This is a genomic window from Halalkalibacter oceani (assembly GCF_023715705.1).
GTDB lineage: Bacteria > Bacillota > Bacilli > Bacillales > Bacillaceae_D > Halalkalibacter > Halalkalibacter oceani_A.
In genome coordinates, this window is record NZ_JAMBOS010000040.1 from 1 (window position 1) to 21,627 (window position 21,627).

A 21,627-nucleotide genomic window follows, 5' to 3' on the forward strand; every position below is an offset into this window, starting at 1 on the left:
GCATGGAAAACCCTTTACAAGCAACGAAGTTCAGTCGAGCGAGTCATTGCGTATCTAAAAGAATTCTTCCAATTAAACAATATTCGCTATCGCACAGGAAAACGAGCAAAAGTACAATTTGATTTGATGCATTTGATTTATAACGCGGCGAAGCTCGCGTGTGATCGTATAGCCAAGTCCCTTTCTAGCAAGCAGACTAGTCAAGCCGCGTAATTAATTTTTTAAAAACACTAAAAGCGAAATGGGAGTCGTCTAACAATCGTGAACTAGGCTTTATGAAATTGATTCAAGTATTTTATATTTAATCTTTTTAAGAGAAGACAAAGGTTGTATTACGACTTTCGGAAGAATAGCTTCTGTGGTGTATATTCTTATATATCTATTAGCACTGTATTTATTTATATTTTAATCTTCAATTATAAGGAGCATTCACGGCTGCGGCGGCGACTTGACCAACGCTGCCGGATTAGATGCAATATGCCAGGGATTAAGAATGACAAGTGACAATGATCATGAGGCGTTAGAGAAAGGATAAATAATCTACGAGGCCCTCTATGTACAACTGGCTGTTGAAGATCTTCCAGCGCCCGGGAGAAGCCGCGTATAAGCCGGCATGACAACGAGGTTATGATCGAAGCCTAGCCTTTGTCTCTGCGTCCTGGTAAAACGCTCCATGTGCTGCCGCTGACTTCTGGTTATTTATCCTCATCTTTTTGTTTTTGCGGCACAAACTTATATTCACCCGTATCATTGAAATGAATATTGATTTTCAAATGACGAATTGCGTCATTATGAAGAACGAATGAATGGTCATCGGCCATCTGTTGCCATACACGCGGATTGGATCGATACAGTGTATCTCCCAGGTTCAACACGTCGGTATGGATGCGGATACCTTCGCGAAAAACATGGAGGATTTGACCTTCCAAAAGTTTTGTATATCGTTCCATCAACTCATTTTCCGTCATGGCTTCGCGCAGTTCGACAAGATACGCGTCCAATGTAATCGTCATGTCAAAATAGGCTTTGTCCCATTTCGCCTGAGGTCGAATATGGATGCGCGGTTTTTTAAACAGCATGACGGCCGAAATATCATCGTCGGACAATAAAGCAACGGGATAGCTTTGCGTCTTTGGATTCACCCATTGCCAGCCCGTAAGATCGGTTCGACTGATCCAGCCGTTCCATCGTTTCGTTTGGAACAGATCCGCGCCATCAATTTCCAAAAGCTTCATGTTTTTACCGTCCTCTCTCCAAAAAGCGGCGTTTAATGTCAATGACGGCAAATAACTTGACCTGGCCTTATCTTTTAATGAACGTATAAATTGATACAAGCGGACGGGGGAAATCGAGGAGCTTTGGCGATACTGATCTTTCGGTTCATGCAACAGGGTGTAAAGCGGAGAAAATTTGAAAAAGGTTTGGGCTTTGAAGATATCTTCGATATTTTCTTTTGTGCTGAATATCCATGTATTGTACCGTATTTCTTTATAGCGATTCGTAAACTCCAGAAATTCCAGATGTTTGTCCGCCTTCAATACATTGTCGGTAACGACGATCGTCGATACCTGTTCCCAAAAAAGCGCTTGTTGAGATGCAGCTTGCAGTTTGTTGGCCGCATCCCAAAGGCTTTTTCCCGCCGCTTTCCCTACATAACTGGTTGGCTGTTTTGTTTTTGCCTGCCCTTCCGATTTGGCTGCATCCGAAAAGTCTAACATCTGAGCATAAAGAACATACTCTCCATCTTTGTAGTCGGCTCCAATAGCCGTAACATAATGGATCGTTTGGATTTCTAACGAGCCCCAGCATCCTGTCGTCAGAAGCAAGCTCGCTCCCGCGACCAAGATTAAAATCGCCTTCATGATGAGTCCTCCTCTGCTTTCCGGGTTGAATCTTGCGTATTCACGGCATTCGGACGTTTCCGCCGCCAAGCCCATGGAAGATTGAACAGGGCTTGAGGCAAGTCTGCCCTGTCCAGCGGCGACAAAGGAGATAAATAAGGTAATCCGAAAGACTGCAGGGTGGAAAGATAGGAAAGCAGCAGTACCACTCCGCAAAAAAAACCGTATAAACCGAAGGCGGCAGAAACAAAGAAAAGGCCAAACCGCAGTATACTGACCGTAGCATTCAACGAATGATTCGGCACCATAGAGCCGAACACATGGGTAATCGCGGCGATAACCAGAACACTGGGCGACATAAACCCTGCTCGAATCGTGGCATCGCCAATAATCAGTCCTCCTACGACAGTAATCGTTTGTCCTAATGAAGCAGGCAACCGCGCTCCCGCCTCACGAAAAGCTTCCAGGAAAATCAGCGTCAGAAACATTTCTTGAGCGACAGAGAATGGGAGGCCCAGCCGCTGTACCGAAATGGTAGCCAATAGCAATATTGGTATTTGTTCGATGTGAAAGCTTAGCAGCGCAGTCCATAGCGCGGGCAATAACAGAGCTGTCAAAATCCCGACTATTCTGAGCCCTCTTGCTACAGCAACGCTCAGCGCGGGATAATGGATATCTTCTGCGGTCTTCAACAGTAAGAAGACGTCGGCCGGCGCAATTAGGGCGCTGGGCGTACCCTCCGTTAGAACGACGCAACGACCGCTCAGCAGCGAGGCCACGGCGAAATCGGGCCGTCCTGTATAGGCCATCATCGGGAATATGGATTTCGGAGTCGAAAGCATTTCTTGCAGCTGCCCGGCGCTGCATATCCCGTCATATTTGATACCCTGCAGTTTCGTTCGAAGATTGTCAACCAGCGCCGCGTTCGCAACATCTTGCAAATAAAGCAATCCGATTCGGGTTTGCGTGCGCTGTCCGACCGTTACCTGTTCATAACATAAGGAGCCTGTTCTCATGCGCTTGCGAATTAAAGCGACATTGGTCGCAATCTCTTCCACAAAACCGTCTTTAGGACCTTTGATCGACACATCGATACTGGATTCTTCCGGTTTTCGCTGAGGCACCTTGGCCATATCCCATGCATACACGCACTGTTGAACAGGCGTAAAAATAATGAGTTTTCCATCCAGCACATGCTGTACGATTTGCCGTCTCAACATCAGCCCGTTGCCCGTTACCTTCTCTAGCGGCAGCTCATCATTGCGGGTCATGGAGTCGCCATTGAAGCCTGTTGTTCTAAAGAGCCGCCTTAAACGCGGCAGAACGATGTCTTTCCATTCCCTTGGATCCGTCAACCCTTCGCAATAAAGCAATAAAACAGAGGAGTTCGGATTCTGCCTGTCACACAGGCAAGAAACAGATTTGACATCGGCGGAATTTTGAAATAAACCGGTGATCTCCTGTTCGGTCAAGCCCAGGTCATTCGCGCAAGCATCGTTGGAATGCCCGATTTTCTGTTCCGCAGGCAACGAAGCAGGTGGATAAGACCGCTTTCGGAACCATTGCATCAACCAGTTCTTCATGATCCCCTCATCCTCCATCTTGAAATCCATGTTTTTCCCGCAAACAAGAAGGTGAGTCCGATTACCAGGACGAAGGTGGATGGGAAATACATCGTTTTTAGAAATTGCAAAAACCGTACGTCACTTATCGGCGCCAAAATGGCAATAAGCAGAGTTCCGGTCGCAAGCAGCAGAAGCGGCGTTCTGTTTTTCGGTTTCCACACATCCGCAATGATGAAGAGGGAAAGCGAAAGGCGAATGAATTCTCCGGATACCCACTGATAGATTGAAAAAACATCCAAATGTTCTATGTACTTTCCCAGTTCGAGAACACGCCACTGTTCAAATGCCGGATATCTCTGCAAAGCAGCTTCCTCTGCCCCATAAATCGAAATCGCTCCCATTAAAGGGCCTATTGTCAATCCGGCGAGCGAAAAAATCATGAACAGCACGCCGGCGAATGAAGGGCGATTGATCAGACGATGTTGAAAAAAAAGAAGAAGCACAAGCTCGAAAATTCCGCTCGCCGCATATAGGCTGCCCCGCCAAACGGGAGCGAATCCATCGGCAAGGAGGGGGAGAACAAGACTGTAGTCTTTATGCTTGAAGTTGAAGGTCATAACAAATACTCCGAGAATCACCACAAATGGCAGCAAAATACCCGACGTAATCGCGATGGAACGAAGGCCCCCGGTTGCAAGAAAGAAACAGCAGGCTAATACGAGAAGAGCAAGCACGAATTTGGGTGTATGCGGCATATAAGTCGAATGGGTCCATACAATGAAATAAAAGAGGGTAACGTAACCCTGCAGCCATATGTAGATGCTGACTGCCGCAAGGATAATGACGGACAAGCCTTTGCCGAAATGGTGCTGCAACCAATCGGAGAACGGCTGTTGACCCTTGTGTTTCATGATATAGACTAGGCACGCCCCCCAAACAGGCAACAAGGCCAATACCATCCCAACGGAGACTACAGCATCTCTTCCCGCTGCGTCCAACAATATGGGAATCAAGACCACATGATTGAGAAGGCCGATCGAAAGTAAAAGAATGGAGTAACCTTGCAACGCAGAAATATTATTTTGAATTTTATCGTCACCTCCCGATCATCGCCTGACATTTTGTCCATGAAATATATAATTGTAATTTAACCATTCGAATCGAAAAAAATACCCAATAAAATGAATTTCCATTGACAGAGAGGAACACGTATACTAAATGTAAGGTTCAATCATAAAACGAACGATCTTCAAACCATTTTGCCGACTCGTTGCTTTCGCATTATGTGCATTGACAGGATGAAAAAGTAATTTCATTTTGCTAAATAAGTTGAAGATAAATCGGTATGTTCATTGGGATCACATTCGCCCATATGAAGTAGCGTTTTTTATTTGGAGGGATTTGAATGCTCTGTTCCATATCAAAAGGGGGAATTGGCAGATAAGCAAAATTTTAACGCAATGGGAGAAGGAATATTTGGGACGGGGGTCGGTATTGGTCAAAACGGACATCATGCGCAATATGATTATTGTGGGACTTAAAGGGATATTAACTCTCGCTGAACCAAAAATTGGCCGGGACATCGGAGGGTATGCTGTCTGTAAAGCGCATCAGGGCAGATTTGGTGGAATCGGGAAGAGAACAGCTTGGAAAGATGATCCTTGAGTTGACGGGGGAACAAGTCGTCAGCTTCCACACCGATATCAGCACGCGTACAGGGGAAAGAGTAATGGTGTTCGTGCTCTCCGATAATCTGGAGAAGAAATTAATTGAATAATGCGTATTGGCAGATGAATCGAAAGATCCGAGAGGATCCGTTGAAGTTAAGCCGGTAATTCAGGACACCCTGAAGTTACCGGTTATTTTTTTGCAAGGAGTTGAATTTACATCATGTTCGATATCGTTGTCGGGAATTTGTTGTCCCCAATTGTACTTTTTTTCGTATTGGGGCTGACCGCCTTGACGCTACCCCAATAAGAATAAATAAAAGTAAAATAAATATGATGTATGAAGATTATTTCAAACACCTCGCAAAAACAACGAATTTCTCATGTTACTCAATTTAAATATAAAAACCGATGCTCCCTTTCGGTGAAGGAAAAATCGGTTCTCTTATAATTTTCATTCATCGGAACATGAATGGTATTCAGTATTTTGGTCTGATCTAATCTTTATCAGGTAATTTAGAATTGGTTTTTTCGACCGCTTTACGAAGTCCTTTCGCTAATTTTTCTGCATCGTCATTCGCCCAAAAGTGAACGAAAAGGAGATGTGGTTCTTCAAATAACATGTGATTATGCACAGCTTCTACTTCGATGTCATGTTTTCGTAAAACACGTATTACTGAATTCACTTCTTCTGCTGTTAACACAAAATCTCCTGTAATCGCTGCATTTTGTCCACCAGTCGGTTGAAAGTTAATTGCTGTTGACGTCCCCATTGACGGAGGAATGACCATTCCGTTTTCTTTGATTTGTTCAGAGCGCGGGAAACTAATCTTGTAAACACCATTACTTAAAGATCCTTCCTTACCGAAAATTTGATCAAGCTTCTTCTTATCCAATGGAAATTCTCCATTAACCAATGGTTGGTTGGCATTGATTGGTGTGTTCGATTGATTAATTCCAGAACGAAGCGTTTTCGCTAACTCAGAGGGATTTCCATGCCGAAAGCCCCATGGCGCGTATCGGTATGCGGAAGGAAAATGGACGCTGAAAGAAGTCGTGGGCCACATCGCAGACGGAGAACGCGTCATGACCTACCGCCTGCTCCGAATCGCAAGAGGGGACCAGACGCCTCTGTCCGGTTTCGACCAGGAATTGTTCATGCCTCCTTTCGGGAGCTGGATAACCGCGCAATTGGCCGAAGACTACCGGGCCGTACGGCAATCGACGATCACACTGCTGCGCGGGTTACCGGCGGAGGCGTGGTCCTGCAAAGGCACAGCCAACAACGCAAACATTACGGCGCGTGCCCTCGCGTACGGCATCGCAGGACACGAGATTCATCACATGGGGGTCATCCGAAATCGGTATTTGAGTTAGTTGTCCGGAAGATCGGGACGGAAGCTGCGCGGAAAACGCGGCTTCCGTTCTTTCTTTATGGCAGCCTTCCCGCCCCGTTCATAGACTGATATGAAGAGAGGACAAGACGGGTTGAAAAAAGCAGCAGCGATTGGTTGCAGACTGGATTTTGTCTAAAAATGAAAAGCAAATAATAATCTCAAACAAGAAAAAATCAAGGCCTCTTCGTTAAGCTAACGAAGAACGAGAGCTCAATACATCATACGAATGACAAACAAGGATTGGTGGTTATTCCGCAAAAGGGCTCGATTGTTGAACAAGGGGTACCGTCACATGCCCATCAAGCTAACAAAGTAAATTACTAGATACGAAATGATCCTTGTTTTAAAACTAGCGAGTGATGGAAAAGTAGGCATGCCAAAGAAGCCTATTAAAACGCGATTTTTTCGCTAGGCAGCTTGTCTATGCTTCACCGTCGTTTCATACACAACCCCTAGAATATCAAAGACGGTCATCTTCTTATACCGATGACATTTACGACCGTTCTTTTTTAGCAGCTGATAAAGGCGATGCAGAATTTTCATAAGTTCTTCTGTGCCAACTGCTATCGCTTGAAACAGTAACGGAAAGTAATCTTTAATCATATAAATCGCTTTGTATTCACTCAGCTCCTGCTTTTTCTTTTCAAGCAGAAGCTGTCGCATTTGAAACATCGTAGAAGAACAGAGGAGAATGCCAATGAGTTGTCCATATAAATGGCACTCTAGGCGTTCTCTTTTAATATTTTTACATTCATCAATTTCAAAGAATGACTTCCACGTTTTAAACAAAATCTCAATCTGCCAACGAAGTGAATACAATGAATGGACGTAATTCGTCAGTACTTCTTCTAGCGACGTGTTCGTGATATATACATTCATGCCCATTAAACGTTTACTTTTATCCTTCATGACAATGCCTTTCTTCTTTTCACGTATCGCTTGGTTTTTCAGGCGTGTTTGCGTTTGATCATCGGTTAAACGATGGATAATGACACGTGCTGGAAGCTTCTGATTTTGGCCAATGTATGCCTCGGGGATTTCCATCGTTTCACCAGGGGTTAGACCAGACATCATTTGTGTCATATCAAGCTGGATGTATTCTGTTTGCTTTTTTAACGTGCCATTGTTGAAGTATTCTGGCTCAGGGTTCTTGGTATAAATGCGTGTATTCAGCTTCAACCGCGAGATATAGTAAGCCTCTTTATCATGAATGGCTTGTAAGTCTCCTAAATCGAAGTAACCAAGATCACGCAAACACAAATCGCCCGCCTCTACGGTTTCAAGGCAGATGGTACCGTATGTTTTATCATTATTTTTTCCTGGTCCAAGCTGCACGTTAAGAAATTGACCACTAAGTAAATCATATTCCAATTGGATTTTCACGCCTGCCGTATTACTACTCCCACCTGAACCTTGATAGTCAGTGGCGAAATGATCAGGCAGTTGAAACACTGTCGCATCTAAAATACGGATACGATTGAAAGTAGAGATCATGTGTACAGAAAGCGATTGATTTGAACAGAGTTTTTGTGTGAGAAGAGAAGTAAAGACTTCTCGAAGAAATGCGACAGCTGCTGGATTAAAGCGTTGATTCAGTCCTTCTGAGCTCATCAGTACCCCAGTGGAAGCTTCTAACTGACTGCACAATTGTGTAAGTGATGTGCTAGCGATTTCTTGACTAAGCCATACGCAAAGGGCAATGAGTTCGTTTGCTTGATACTTACTAGATCGCTGTTGTAAACGCCAACTTGTTTGGCGATATCTTGTAAGACTACTGGAGATAAAAAGTATTGTAGTTCTTGTGCAAAAAGATTCAGTTCATTTGAAATGATAGGATTCATCAAAAACGCCATCCTTTCTCGTAAACTTCTTACGATAAGCATAGCGTTTTTTCATTTTGAGGGTATGATTTTAACTTCGCTTGATGGGCATGTGGCGGGACCCCTATTATTAAGACCTAAATCGTAAAAAGTCATTAAAAATCGAGGGGAATGCATATAAATATGAATAATATGTATCGCTCTTTAGCTTCCTTGTTCCACAAAAGGGCCATTCACAAGGTCGTCATTGAGAGAACGAGTGTTTACCGGTATTGTGGGAACAGAATGCGGGGCGGCAACCACGGCACTCTGTTTCTTTTTTAATTGGTCTGCTAACGAAATAACGGATTCGGATATTTGTATAGCCGTAATTTCTTCCCCTTGACAATAAAAACGCATTACGCCAGATAGCGATTCTTTTACCAGGATTTCCTTTACAGCGTATTCTTTAGGTAGTAGCCATTTATGTCCTTTATAAGACAAAGTACTATCAAAATGTGTTTTACGATAAACTCGGTAGCTAGTATCATAATCAAGCTTTGGTAACGGACCTAGTTCTCTTCAGACCAACGTTCTTGTGGTGAAATTCCTGTTGTATCATTACTCTTTCGATTGCCAATACGGTCTAACCAACCCTCTACTTGACGATTTAAATCTTCGATAGAATCAAATGTAGTACCAATATAAAAACTGTCTGTAATATACTGAATAGCTCGTTCTACTTTTCCTTTTGTTTTAGCCCGATAGGGCCTACAGGCTTTTGGAATAAAATCATAGTAAGCTGCGAACTCGGCAAATCGTGCATTCCATTTTACAAGTCCTTGATCCCGTCCGTCTGTTACCGTACGCATATTATCAAAAAGCACTTTCTGAGGAACACCCCCAAAGTATTTGAAGCTATTCATCAAACACTGTAGGACATGTTCTTGATCTTGTGATGTCTAAATTCCGTGTACTTCATTCTGGAATAACCGAGTGTAGCGACAAACATGGAAAGCTTGATTCGTTCACCTCTAAGGATAATCTCCCCAAGCTCTTTCCAATCCACTTGCATCTGTTCCCCTGGTAAAGTCTCATAACGTACAGAGTACTTCTTTTTCTCCTTATCTCGAAACGGCTTGATGTAATCCTTCAAAATGGTCTTTCCGCCGGTATAACCTAACTGTTTGATCTCGTCTAATAAACGTTCACCGTTATAAACGCCACCTTCCAACATTCTTTGGTGAAGGTGATCTTTATAAGGATCTAACTTACTCTTTGCCTTTTTTCTTTTTTGCTTCGAAGGAGCTACAGAAGCGTTTATGTATTTCCTAACCGTTCCACGATCGAGCTCTAGTTCTCTAGCGATAGCTGATATAGTCATTCCTCGTTTATACACATCTTTAATCATAAAAAAATCCCCTCTAGCATCACTTCCACTCATTCCTATAACGTTAATTATGTGAATTTTCCAATAATCTCTATCCTGTCCAAAAAAGTCACTCATATATTATTCATATTATCAACAATTAGAATAACCAATATGTTTCAGCCCTCAACTTGGCTAGAATGGTTATCGTAGACATTATGATATAGTACTGTTTACAAAAATATTATAATTCTCAAGGTGACATCCCTTTATTTTTTTACATAAAAAGATTTTTCTCAAGATCATTAAATAATTTAAATACCATCACTCGTTCACCTGTACGAGAGCTTATATCAGTATGAAAACTTTTCACTTCTTCTCCCGTTATAGTTAATATAATACCCTTAAGATCTTCTATACCTGATTCAACTAATTCCGAACGAGTTTTCTTTATAGTTAACATTCCCTCTTTTGTTTCACAAACGGTATATTCAGCTGGTGTTAAAATACCTTTTAGATTTACAATAATCATATCCCTTAATATATCTGTCTTAACTGATACAGACCCACGCCCAAGAAAATCCTTTTCCCATTGAGTAATTGCCTTACTTATCTCAGATTCATAAGAACCTTTAGATATTTTCATATATACTACATCTCCTATCAAACCAAAAAATTGGTTTATTCCATATGCTTTTTTTAGTCTTTATGACGATTTTCATCCTTATAAAATAAAGTTGAGCGCCTGTCGTCAATCCTGAATTCAAAAGTTTCCAAGATGCATGCTATATTGACAAAATTGATTATTCTAGCCATCAATTAATAATCTCTAATAACATGACCTTCATATACACCTTCAATATCCAATTCAATTTCACTGTTCCTTGTGATCTCTACAATTTTGGATAAAATGTTTTCTTCCATCATAGAGTGTATATATAAAAATCTAATAACACCTGATTGAGTTTCCTCAAGTTCTTCATAAGATTTTAAATTATAAACATCAATTGCTTTTCTAATAGCTCTTTTTATACATTCTAAATCTTTATAATCAAACATACTAATATCTTCTATTGTTTCAATTACAAAATCAGTTAAATTAGAGTCCATTAAATTCTCCTTATAACCAAGAAAAACATTATCCCTATTATTTAAATTCTAATAAGAAAGAATTGATTCACTTAATATAAAAACTATATAAAAAGATAAAAGCTTTATTGCTCCTAGCTCCTGGCTTCTGATTCTTAAGGATTACACCAATCACAATAAGTGGGAGATGATGTTGTAACACCATCTTGACGGGGTTCTTCTTTTTTAAAATTGCAACTAGGACAGCCATAAACTTCTTGAGCAATTTGTTTTGTCCTAAGGCCACAAGCTTCACAAGGTAACCCACGAACCACATCTATTACTCCCCATCCTGGACAACAACAATTTGGACATAAGTTCATCAATCGAACAGCTAATTTTTCCGCCAACTTATTGATTACCTTCATCCGAGTAGGGTTTCTATGAGCTCGCATATCTGTTTCAACATAAACTAAACCATCTGCAGATGCAGAAGTACAAAGATCAATGGCTTCCTTTACCTCAGAAGCTCTCTTTAATCCCTTAAAAGTAAAACCTTGAATGAAACCTGAATTTGGTCTAACCACTAAGGCATGGGAAGGGAAATGTACCTTGTCTAAGAAATCTTTAAGATCATTAAATGTAGAGATTGTTTTTGCATCAAAATTAGTCTCACCGCTTACCTCATGCTCTATAACCTCTATTCCTCGCTCTTCATCAATCCATAAAAGAATCTCATGATCCTCTGCAACCCACGGAAGATAACGATGTGGTCCAAAACTGCCTTCACTAGCTATTCCAAGAGGGAGACCAAGTTCCTCCATTCCCATTCTTGCTTTTTTCCGGAGAGTTTCTAAGGGCGTAAGCTCTCGCTCTATCTCTCCAGAAAAGGTTCCTAACATGTCTGTATTGATCTTATTAGGGACTTGTATAGAAACATTTAAGAATTTTTTAAAAGGTTGGACAATTGCCTGCTGTTTCCCATGCATTGTAGATAAAACTGCCTTTTTCCCCATGTATGGGTGCATAGAAGTTAACTCCCCCTTCCATTTCAGATGATCAGGTAAGGTTTGACGCTGTTTTATTAGTAGGAACCTCCACAATTGAGGATTTTCCATCCTTATTATTAACTACTAAACCTCGAACTTTAACATATGACGGCACTAATGGATGATGACGAATGATATCAACACTTTTTTCGATATTGCCACTACCATTTTCTTTTCCATTTAGCCATTCATCGACCGTATCACCTGAAAATTCAGGCCGACAATTTTGAAAAAGATAATCCAATGTTTGTATTTTGTCTTTCATTGATTCAAGTTGAGTTAGTACATTAACTGTGTCAGTCCTCTTATCATTTGTTCCTACAACAAAAATCTCCTCAACATTTTCCTGATAAATAGCAATGATAACAGACCTCATTATATCTCCATAAGGATGTGAGATTAAGGTATCATAGCTTTGTATAGTCAGCATGTTTTCTGCTCGAATATTAGTCACTTCTTGTAAAATAGGCTCCAACCCATTTTCAATGTCCGTTAAAAATAGTGCTTTTTTATTTTTATCTAAATTCATTTAATACACCCTTTCCTATTTTTTTAATTTTTTGATTGAGTAAAAAATCATTATATAAATATTTTAGCAGTTACCAATTTTCCCAGCGTCCATCTGGATCAACACTAGCAAGTCGAACCCATCCATTTTGAACTTTTTCTCGAAATACTGAATCATTATTTAATAACCGTTCTACATATTCGCTAGGTGCTTGGATGACAATCAGCAAACGAAGAGGAGAATGATAAGCCTCGTAATCTGATTGCATGACGGATTGCCAAGGTAGTCCGGCTAACAAGTCACTTGCATTCCCCTGCATAACACCGAGACCTGCTGTAACGGTTTGAGTAACTTTATTTCCACTACCATAATAATGAGGCGCTACCGTTGAAGCGTAATATTGTAGATTGATCCATTGGGCCACCGTTCCTGGTCCTGCAATAATATTAGCTAGGAGATCACCACCTTCATCTTGCTTCCAATCATAATTATGAAGGAAGGCTCTACCTTCCAAGTCACAATCCTGAGTTAGTTCACGTTGGCCGATAATAAAAGCCGCATTACGAGCTAATCCCCATTCCGGACGTATCTCACTCCAATCTTCCGCAAATCGGTGTGCCTCAGCCTTTGGATTTTTAAGTTTCGATTGGAAATTCGGTAATTGGGCTAGACGCTCTGCATTTGCTTTATGGCTCACTTTCGGCATAATAGATTCGATACGATCAAATGCTTCTTGTGCAGCTTCGGAAAGCTCAGGAACATAAATCCAGTGCAATTCATCTACCGTTGTTTTATGCTCAGCAGCCACGAAAACGGTGTCCTCAGGGATTTTAATTCCATCAGAAGAAAGCCCTTCTCTTACCTCAGGAAAGTTACATAATGCAGCTAAAACCCTAGCATTAAATCCACCTGCCGCTCCACCGCAGGCACCACAGTCGAGAGCAGACGCATAAGGATTATTGGTACTTTTACTACCATGTCCGCATATTACGACTAATGGTGCGAAATTCTTTGTTAACCCCATCATTTTCAGAGCTTGGCGCGCATAATTCACTTTTTCTTCTTCTGAAAAACCAACAGGTATCTCCGCTTCTGTATTATGAATATGATTAAGGGAGAGCGTTGTATTAGGTTTGCGTAACCAAGTCTCACGAAAGTTACGAATAAAACGATCTGCTCCTCTTGGAACAAAACTACGTGTTACCATTTGAAAACTAAGCCAAGGGCCACTTAACTCAGGTAAGAGTAAGCTTGCAAGTACATTCTGTTTCATCGTTTTAAATGTATTGCTTATGGAATTAACTGCATGTTTACGCTGTTGATATGATTTGAGTTCATTTTCATCAGCTGCCTCTTTTATTTTGTGCTGAGGCTTTAATATAACCGGCAAGGAAGAATGACTGTGATTACTCCCGAGTTCACTAGTTGCAATCGGCAGGCCAAAGAAACCGGCAATTCCAATCGTTTCAAACGGACCTTCTTTTTCAAGTTGACGACGAAAAGGTTCTGATCGTACATCAATGCAGAATGCAAATTGAGCTAATGCAGATTTTTTATCGTTTGTCTCACGTTGTTTAGAGAAAATCTTCTGACTTAACTGATCCGTGTGTGTTTGTTCCCAAGCTTCTAACCAAAGTTTCCTGCGAAGCTTCTCATCAAAGCTGTAGGCAAATAATAAATATTCATTTTGTTCAGCGGTTGACATCTGTGACCATTCCTCGATTGTAAGGTCCCCCCAATGGATCCAAGATGCTATAAGGGGAGTAACGGAAACTTTGTTCTCAGATTGTTGATTGGTCAAAGGTAAGTGAGGCTTTATAAGCGCCCATTCCATGGAAATTCGAACTGCTAAATATTCTGTTAGGAGTGCCTGTTCATGGCTCGATTGTTGAGAACGCCAGAGCATCATTCCTGCCCACCCAGGTAAGGAAAGTAAATGACCTTCAAGATAAGTCTGTATTTTTGATTTAGGGATTTCTAGTGCGAATAACGCTTCTTGTAAAGCCATATGTGCTTCTTGTGGCCAACCTTTTAGACTTTCACGCTGCTTTTTACTAAGCGCCGGATCATATTGTACGAGACGCTGCCAGGCTCGATAGAAACCTTCCTCACGATTTGGCATTGTCCAACCTGCCTGAGAGTCATCAAGATATAATTTACACCACTTAATGACATGATGATCGAGAATATTGACTAACCTTTCACCGTCTTGATTCTCTATATGCGAACTTATTGGTTGCATTGGATAACTCTCGATACTATCCGTATTCAGTCCACTAAATTCATTTACCAATTTCTCCAGCTTATGTGATGATAAGAGGTTAGCAGGTAATGGATCTAATTTTAGTGCAGCATAACAAAATCGCTCCGCCACCTCCCGTGAGATATTAAAGGAATGTGAATCAAGCCAGCGCTGTAGGCCCATTTTCACAAAAGCTTCATCAATCTCACCTTTACTGTTTGCCGAACGGATCATAGACGCACTAGGGAATAAATCAACATCACGAGTATTTTTTAACCAGCCTGCAACCTGGTCAAAAGATTGCTTTTCAAGTCCCATCCATGGATTACGTGCTACAAATGTAGAAATAGGCCAAAGTGGTGCAATCACTCGGCTAGCAGTTTCAATTAAAACGTTTATATCACTTTCTTGAAAATCAATATCTGTATCTTTCTTTTTAATATTTTCTTTCGTTGATACGGATGTTACGCCCATTAACCGATAACCTCCTTATGATAAATATTGTTTAAGGTAGTTTGGATGACTCTCTACCGACTTTGGTTTTGCTTCACCTAATCGTACTAACCATAGATAGAGTACTGCGAAGGAAACAGAAGAACGATTACGAGCAGACCACGTACCTAAAGCACTACCAATTAGTAAGAGACATGCGACAATGATGACAACTGACATTGGAGGTTGAGTACTTTGAAAAACGGTTGTATACAACCACTCATAGAAGAGGTTATGAATGATAAAATAAATGATGGCAGCTCCCCCTAAAATTGATAAGCCAGCAATTCGACCAATTCTCCCCTCTCCAAAAGCCACGAGCTGTGTCCAAGAAACGGATAAAGACCAACCTAAGATTAGCGCACTAATCAATTGATACCCCTCTCCAGGAGCCATAAGCCAAAAAGCAACCCCTACAACTAAACCTAAAGTCCGACCAGCCATGATCCATAAATAGGATGATCTTTCATTAATGCGAGTCGATACTTCGAAACGACGTACTGCCGAACCAGCCTGTAAAAATAGCGTTGCTTTGAACAAACCATGTAAAATAAGATGAATAATGGCTGCAATATACGCACCTAATGCACACTGAATGAGCATAAACCCCATTTGTCCAATCGTGGACCCTACTAACTGACGTTTATAGTCAACCTGGACTAAACTAATTCCAGATCCAATCAATACAGAAATGCTTGCAAAGATAAGTAAAATAATCGAAGCTATATCACCATTAAAAAGAGGTGAAAATCGAGCTAACATAATCCCACCTGCATTTACTAAACCTGCATGCATAATCGCAGAAACAGGAGTCGGAGCAACAACAGACTCAACTAACCATCTTTGGAACGGCCACTGGGCTGCAGGAATTATCACTGCTAATACAATCAATAAATTAATCCCTGTTCTCTCCCATGATCCGAGTTGATTTAAACTTTCATTTGTTAGAGCTAATGATAACTGCCAGTGATCTGTGACTTGAAAAAGCCAAGTTATCGCAAATAACAAAGAAAGCCAACTTAACATAAATAATCGACCGGAAACCTTGGCTGCCTCACTAGCTATTTTCCAAGCACTGTTTAACCTTATAAGTAACGTTAAACCGAAGAGAGTAAATCCCCAAAATATAACCATCAAGCGGAAATCACCACTTAACCATGTAATTGAAGCAGCACCTGTAGTGAAAGTAAAAAGGGTAAAATATTTTCGATAAGAACGATCGCCCATTAAGTAACGTATAGAAAAACGCTGAATGATTAAACCAATTGCAAGAACAAAGAAAGCCATTAGCCAAGCTAAGGAATCTAGGTACCAAGGACCAATATCTCCATTCTCACTACTATTAGCAAGAGCCACTAAGGAAACCAAAGGCGGTAATGCCACGATACCAATATGAATACGAACAAAACTCAAGGGTACTCGTGGATGTAAAAACAATAGTCCACTAAGCCCCGAAACAATAAGCATAATAAAAAATAATGTTAACAATGATGTCAAACTCAGCGAATCCATTGAAATTCTCCCTTTTTCAAATGATGTTAACGTACAAAATAATCCTTTTAGTTAAGGTGATATTTTTTCTAGAATTTCATACAATTTTATTTACTTCTTTTATGGGTTTAATGTTAATTTCCAATAAAAAAACCGACAACTTCAAAACTTCAATGATGATATTAAATCATTGAATCTTGAAAATTGTCGGCTTCACTTCAACTAACTTCAGCGAAGTTTTTTGAAGAGCTACCTTCTATAGGTCATTACTTTATGTTTTAACTTCCTTCTAAAGAAAACATCGGTATAACTTAATTTAGTCCATTGATTATGAAATAAATCGATTTATGTTACTCTTCCCTTTTATATTAGGATACTTTTTCATCCAGTCAATACTAATATTAAAAGAATGCTAATGGCCAAATTATTTAAAAAGGCGAAAATAACCATCTGCCGATTATTAAGTTAAGTATAAGATATGCCAAATTTTAAAAATTGTCAACAAGAAAGCCCCCATAAATGAAGTATCAATTTCCTCTTTTATAAACAACATATTTGATAACTATCGTTTTAGCTTAATACATTCCTTCACAATCTCTTTCCTATCATAACATATTTATCCAATTTAGTATCCTTGAAAAGTACCGAAAACGAACGTTTTAGGGATTTTTTTGTGTATTTAAAATTTATATGTTTTTAAGCCATTTAGTGTTCCCTAAACTATTCCCTTTAATTTTTTCCCTAAAATTGACGTCGAAACCGTATTAGGGAATAATTAATTCAGGAGGGGTAAAGAATGGGGAAAATATTTGGATACGCCAGAGTTTCTACTCAAGATCAAAATTTAGAATTACAAATAGATGCATTACAAAAAGCTGGTGCAGCTGTTATCTATAAAGAAAAAATGAGTGGAACAAAAAAAGAGCGTTTAGAATTAGACCAACTCTTAAAAGCAATTAGTGAAGGAGATACAGTGGTTGTCTATAAACTAGATCGTATCTCTAGATCTACCAAGCACTTGATTGAATTGGCTGAGACTTTTGAAGAGATAAAAGTGAATTTTATTTCAATAAGAGACAACATTGATACCTCAACTGCTATGGGCCGTTTTTTCTTTCGTACCATGGCTAGTATTGCTGAATTAGAACGAGATATTATTAGTGAACGTACTATAGCAGGTTTACAATCTGCAAGAATTAGAGGAAGAAATGGCGGAAGACCAAGTAAGGATCCAAAATTAGTAGAACGAGCAATAAAACTACATGCTTCTAAGGAGTACAGTATAAAGGAGATTTCTGATATGACTGGTGTTAGTAAATCTGTGTTGTATCGAGCTATAAAACGTATATAGAAGTGAACGGGAGGAACTATCTTGTATTTGAGAGCAAGAGAACTACTTACACCTGAACAACGCTTAGACTTCATGACAATTCCTGCTGGTATTAGCGAGTGGGAATTAGCTGCTTATTACACTTTATCCCTACATGATTTAGAAGTGATCAAACGCCGAAGAAGAGACTACAATCGACTTGGATTTGCCGTTCAACTCTGTCTGTTTCGTTTTCCTGGATGGACATTATCAGATGTTAAAGAAATACCAAAATCGGTTTTAAAGTTCATTGCCAATCAAATTAAGGTAGATCCTCAGGAATTTCAATCATATGCTGGACGGGAACAAACGAAGCATGAACATATGGATGAAATTCGAAAAGAATATGGTTATAAGAATTTCACAGTAAAAGAATATCGTAACATCTCCTCTTCTTTATTAACTCATGCAATGGAAAACGAGAACTCAATTTATTTGATCAAGATGGCAATCGAAGAAATGAAGAATCAAAAAATCATTCTTCCTGCTATGTCGACGATTGAAAGGCTGGTTTGGCAAACACGTCATCGAGCTGAACAAAAAATATATAGGATATTATCCCGATCCCTATCCTCCTTGCAAAAGAAACAATTGATTCTAATGACGGAGTCTACTCTAGATAATGGAAAAACACCTCTTGCTTGGTTAAAAGAAATACCAGGACAATCTTCACCTGATGCTTTCTTAAAAGTTATTGAACGATTAGAATATGTTAAAAAACTTGAGGTATCAATTGATTATAATGATATTCACCCAAACCGGCTTATTCAATTGTCGCGTTTAGGTGCCAGATATGAACCACATTCCTTCCGAAGATTTAATGAGACTAAAAAATTTGCTATTCTTGTGGCTTATCTCTTAAATCTCAGCCAAGACCTAATTGATCAAGCTATTGAAATCCACGATCGCCAAATTATGATTTTGCAGTCAAAGGGCCGTAAAGCCCAAGAAGAAATGCAGAGACAAAACGGTAAAACAATTAATGAAAAAATCATACATTTTGCTGACATCGGTGCTGCACTAATAAGGGCAAGAGATGAAGGCTTGGATCCCTTCACTACATTAGAAACCGTCATGCCCTGGGAAAAAATTATCGCATCAGTAGAAGAAGCCAAACAATTATCACGTCCTATCGACTATGATTATTTAGATCTTTTAGAAAAACGGTTTTTTTATCTTCGAAAATATACGCCTACCTTACTTAAATCACTAGAATTTCAATCGACCCAATCAGCCAAGCCATTGATGGAAGCGTTAGATATTATCAAAAATATGAATGAATCAGGTAAACGAAAGGTTCCAGAAGGAGCCCCTCTTGGTTTTGTCTCTAACCGATGGCAGAAACATGTATATGACGATGATGGAAGTATCAATCGTCATTATTATGAAATGGCTGCATTAACTGAATTACGAAATCATATTCGGTCAGGAGATGTATCTGTTCGTGGAAGTAAACAACATAAAGATTTTGATGAGTATCTAATTCCAAAAGAAGAATGGTTAGAAGCTGGTTTACATCATAATCGGCTTGCGGTAAGCAGTTCTGGTGAAGAATATTTGACCGAAAGAATGGATTCTCTAAGAAAGCGACTACAAGCCATGTCCGATAACATTGATGAACTAGAGGGTGTTAGTATAGAGAAGGGGAAATTTCGCATTGACCGCCTTGAAAAGGATACTCCTGAAGATGCAAAGATGTTTAGTTCATCTCTATACAGCATGTTGCCACGGATAAAACTAACGGATCTTCTAATCGAAGTCGCAAGTTGGACAGGCTTTGACGAACAATTTATTCATGCTTCTTCAGGTCGTCCTCCGAAAGGAGAGGAAAAGTCAATTTTAATGGCCACAATTATGGCGATGGGAACAAATATTGGCTTAACAAAAATGGCAGATGCTACCCCTGGAATTACTTATCACCAAATGGCTCATGCTTCTCAATGGCGTCTTTATGATGATGCGATGAATAAAGCTCAAGCAACACTTGTGAATTTTCATCATCAGCTTGCTTTATCTAAATATTGGGGAGATGGAAGTACATCCTCTTCAGATGGTATGAGAGTACAAGTTGGCGTTTCTTCTCTACATGCAGAATCAAATCCTCATTATGGTTCTGGTAAAGGAGCAACGATTTATCGCTTTACAAGTGATCAGTTTTCTTCTTACTACACAAAAGTTATTAATACCAATGCTCGTGACGCCGTTCATGTCATAGATGGATTGCTGCATCATGAATCTGAATTGAATATTGAAGAACATTACACAGACACGGCTGGTTATCAATACCTTTTTATAAAAAAATTCATTAACTTTGCATAAAGTTCTTCAAGATTTGTCAAGTAGTTTCGAAGTAGAAATTTATGGTTCAAAAGCACAAAAAAACTCCTTATAATTAGGTTTGGTAGTTCTGTCCAAATCCTAAATACAAGGAGATACACATGGACAAGAATACCATAAAATCTACAATTAATAAACTGCTAAAAGTCATAGATGAACAGACTTTTTCCAACCTAATTAACGTGATCGACCTTGATAAGTACGTGAAAAAGTTAACTGCCTATAAATTTCTTCAACTGTTGATTATTTCGCAATTGAATGAAACCAAAAGCTTAACGGCGATGTCCAAGCAGCTTAAAGACAAGGAAGAACTTCATGTTCAACTTGCTTTTGATGCCATCAGCACATCCCAACTTTCAAGAAAACTGGGCGATTTATCGCCTGAGTTATTTGAAAAAATCTTTCATTACTTAGTGTTGAGCATTCAAGCGAACATGAAGACTTCTCCTATCATTCGCGACATCGGTCGCTTGCATGTCATTGATTCCACAACGATGAGCATGAGTTTGAGCCAGTATCCATGGGCGACTTTTCGCAAAACCAAAGCGGGAGTTCGGCTCCATTTACGAGTCGTGGTCACAGATGAAGTTGTTCTTCCTGATAAAGGGATTATTTTACCGGCTAGACATGCGGATCACACCCAAATGACGGAACTTATTGACATCGATTCCGATTCGATTCACTTGTTTGATCGAGGATATGTCGACTATAAAAAATTTGATGAACTTTGCTTACACGACGTTCGCTTTATCACACGTTTAAAGAAAAATGCCAAAATGGATGTGCTTTCCGAACAGGTTCCCAAAGCCGATTCTCCTATTATCCAAGACCAAGAAGTATTTCTAGGAAGCATGGAAAATGGAACTCAAATGGAGCATCCTGTGCGATTGATTCAAACGCACGATGGGCAAGGAAACAAAGTCATCCTTGTCACCAATTGTTTCGATTTGTCTGCCGAAGAAATTGGAGACCTGTATCGCTACCGCTGGAAAATTGAAACCTTTTTCAAGTGGATGAAACAACATTTGACGTTTAAAACGTTCTATGGCAAGAGTGAGAATGCCGTGTATAATCAAATCTGGGTCGCTCTGATCACGTACTGCTTGCAAGTTCTATTACAGCAACAGGTGCACCATGAAGGTCCTTTGCTTGAAATGAAGCAAACCCTTCAGAGCCTCTTATTTAACGAATTTGATGTCTTCCTTCGTGCTCTTTTCAGACAACCTACACGTTCCTCTAAGGGGAGACGAAAGCTGAACTGGGAAGAAGAATTTCGAAACATTGAGCATCAATTCGAGGAAGGAGTGGTGAGTCATTTAGACGACTTGACGTACGACCCTCTATTTAACTAGGAAAAAGATAACTGTAAAATTGTGGATAAGGACTACCATTTGTTTACCTGTTGTCCTTTTTTCCATTGAACTAAGTTGAAT

13 protein-coding genes and 5 pseudogenes are annotated in these 21,627 nt (G+C 39.9%); 6 read left to right on the forward strand and 12 right to left on the reverse strand.

What is annotated here, in order from left to right; all coding sequences use genetic code 11:
* Window positions 1–213 (forward strand): transposase (locus M3212_RS20815; protein WP_251195852.1); only part of this gene is annotated, 213 nt, incomplete at its 5' end.
* Between the two features lie 482 nt (window positions 214–695).
* Here the strand turns inward: M3212_RS20815 and M3212_RS20820 are convergent.
* From M3212_RS20820 to M3212_RS20830, 3 genes are read right to left on the reverse strand one after another with little or no spacing between them, the layout of a single operon-like run.
* Window positions 696–1,862: a Ger(x)C family spore germination protein gene (locus M3212_RS20820; protein ID WP_026584835.1), complete on the reverse strand. Its 1,167-nt coding sequence runs from the start codon at window positions 1,860–1,862 to the stop codon at window positions 696–698.
* The gene (locus M3212_RS20825; protein WP_034263222.1) at window positions 1,859–3,424 is read right to left on the reverse strand and encodes a spore germination protein; all 1,566 of its coding nucleotides are present in this window, start codon (window positions 3,422–3,424) and stop codon (window positions 1,859–1,861) included. Before M3212_RS20825 ends, M3212_RS20820 begins: the two co-directional genes overlap by 4 nt.
* Window positions 3,421–4,494: an endospore germination permease gene (locus M3212_RS20830; protein ID WP_349774216.1), complete on the reverse strand. Its 1,074-nt coding sequence runs from the start codon at window positions 4,492–4,494 to the stop codon at window positions 3,421–3,423. The genes M3212_RS20825 and M3212_RS20830 overlap by 4 nt, the downstream gene beginning before the upstream one ends.
* Before the next feature lie 322 nt (window positions 4,495–4,816).
* Between M3212_RS20830 and M3212_RS20835 the strand changes: the two are divergent.
* Window positions 4,817–5,183: pseudogene (locus M3212_RS20835) on the forward strand (DUF2294 domain-containing protein).
* Window positions 5,184–5,570: 387 nt separating this feature from the next.
* Here the strand turns inward: M3212_RS20835 and M3212_RS20840 are convergent.
* Window positions 5,571–5,969, reverse strand: coding sequence for a DUF1259 domain-containing protein (locus tag M3212_RS20840; protein ID WP_051428415.1), 399 nt, complete (start codon window positions 5,967–5,969; stop codon window positions 5,571–5,573).
* A gap of 58 nt (window positions 5,970–6,027) precedes the next feature.
* Between M3212_RS20840 and M3212_RS20845 the strand changes: the two genes are divergently transcribed.
* Window positions 6,028–6,450 carry a DinB family protein gene (locus tag M3212_RS20845; protein ID WP_232233842.1) on the forward strand — a complete coding sequence of 141 codons (423 nt, stop codon included), beginning with the start codon at window positions 6,028–6,030 and terminating at the stop codon, window positions 6,448–6,450.
* A 428-nt stretch (window positions 6,451–6,878) separates the two neighbouring features.
* Here the strand turns inward: M3212_RS20845 and M3212_RS20850 are convergent.
* The 8 genes and pseudogenes from M3212_RS20850 to M3212_RS20885 all read right to left on the reverse strand — a co-directional run bounded on the left by M3212_RS20850 (window position 6,879) and on the right by M3212_RS20885 (window position 16,509).
* A pseudogene (locus M3212_RS20850) lies at window positions 6,879–8,311 on the reverse strand (IS4 family transposase).
* Between the two features lie 183 nt (window positions 8,312–8,494).
* Window positions 8,495–9,713, reverse strand: a pseudogene (gene istA / locus M3212_RS20855) (IS21 family transposase).
* Between the two features lie 202 nt (window positions 9,714–9,915).
* Window positions 9,916–10,284 (reverse strand): DUF2294 domain-containing protein, encoded by a 369-nt coding sequence (locus M3212_RS20860; protein ID WP_251157375.1) that lies wholly within the window; start codon window positions 10,282–10,284, stop codon window positions 9,916–9,918.
* A gap of 173 nt (window positions 10,285–10,457) precedes the next feature.
* Complete coding sequence (locus M3212_RS20865) at window positions 10,458–10,748, reverse strand: DUF6407 family protein (protein WP_251195854.1); 291 nt, start codon at window positions 10,746–10,748, stop codon at window positions 10,458–10,460.
* A 134-nt stretch (window positions 10,749–10,882) separates the two neighbouring features.
* Complete coding sequence (locus M3212_RS20870; RefSeq protein WP_251157382.1) at window positions 10,883–11,734, reverse strand: DUF6671 family protein; 852 nt, start codon at window positions 11,732–11,734, stop codon at window positions 10,883–10,885.
* 27 nt (window positions 11,735–11,761) lie between these two features.
* Window positions 11,762–12,284, reverse strand: a pseudogene (locus M3212_RS20875) (carbonic anhydrase); the annotation flags it as partial.
* Window positions 12,285–12,354: 70 nt separating this feature from the next.
* The gene (locus tag M3212_RS20880; RefSeq protein WP_251195855.1) at window positions 12,355–14,979 is read right to left on the reverse strand and encodes a DUF2309 domain-containing protein; all 2,625 of its coding nucleotides are present in this window, start codon (window positions 14,977–14,979) and stop codon (window positions 12,355–12,357) included.
* Window positions 14,980–14,994: 15 nt separating this feature from the next.
* Window positions 14,995–16,509: an NADH dehydrogenase subunit 5 gene (locus M3212_RS20885; protein ID WP_251195856.1), complete on the reverse strand. Its 1,515-nt coding sequence runs from the start codon at window positions 16,507–16,509 to the stop codon at window positions 14,995–14,997.
* Window positions 16,510–17,284: 775 nt separating this feature from the next.
* Here M3212_RS20885 and M3212_RS20890 point away from each other — a divergent pair.
* The 3 genes and pseudogenes from M3212_RS20890 to M3212_RS20900 all read left to right on the forward strand — a co-directional run bounded on the left by M3212_RS20890 (window position 17,285) and on the right by M3212_RS20900 (window position 21,546).
* A complete protein-coding gene (locus tag M3212_RS20890) occupies window positions 17,285–17,839 on the forward strand; it encodes a recombinase family protein (RefSeq protein WP_251195857.1) in 555 nt (184 codons plus the stop codon).
* A gap of 21 nt (window positions 17,840–17,860) precedes the next feature.
* Window positions 17,861–20,137: pseudogene (locus M3212_RS20895) on the forward strand (Tn3 family transposase); the annotation flags it as partial.
* A 158-nt stretch (window positions 20,138–20,295) separates the two neighbouring features.
* Entirely contained in the window at window positions 20,296–21,546 is a 1,251-nt protein-coding gene (locus tag M3212_RS20900) for an IS4 family transposase (RefSeq protein ID WP_251195858.1), read from the forward strand.
* Window positions 21,547–21,627: the final 81 nt, after the last annotated feature.

Bases quoted from the DNA above. Each gene is read 5' to 3' on its own strand.
- M3212_RS20880 (WP_251195855.1), bottom strand. From the start codon at position 14,979: ATGGGCGTAACATCCGTATCAACGAAAGAAAATATTAAAAAGAAAGAT.
- M3212_RS20885 (WP_251195856.1), bottom strand. From the start codon at position 16,509: ATGGATTCGCTGAGTTTGACATCATTGTTAACATTATTTTTTATTATG.
- M3212_RS20825 (WP_034263222.1), bottom strand. From the start codon at position 3,424: ATGAAGAACTGGTTGATGCAATGGTTCCGAAAGCGGTCTTATCCACCT.
- M3212_RS20820 (WP_026584835.1), bottom strand. From the start codon at position 1,862: ATGAAGGCGATTTTAATCTTGGTCGCGGGAGCGAGCTTGCTTCTGACG.
- M3212_RS20890 (WP_251195857.1), top strand. From the start codon at position 17,285: ATGGGGAAAATATTTGGATACGCCAGAGTTTCTACTCAAGATCAAAAT.
- M3212_RS20865 (WP_251195854.1), bottom strand. From the start codon at position 10,748: ATGGACTCTAATTTAACTGATTTTGTAATTGAAACAATAGAAGATATT.
- M3212_RS20900 (WP_251195858.1), top strand. From the start codon at position 20,296: ATGGACAAGAATACCATAAAATCTACAATTAATAAACTGCTAAAAGTC.
- M3212_RS20860 (WP_251157375.1), bottom strand. From the start codon at position 10,284: ATGAAAATATCTAAAGGTTCTTATGAATCTGAGATAAGTAAGGCAATT.
- M3212_RS20870 (WP_251157382.1), bottom strand. From the start codon at position 11,734: ATGCACCCATACATGGGGAAAAAGGCAGTTTTATCTACAATGCATGGG.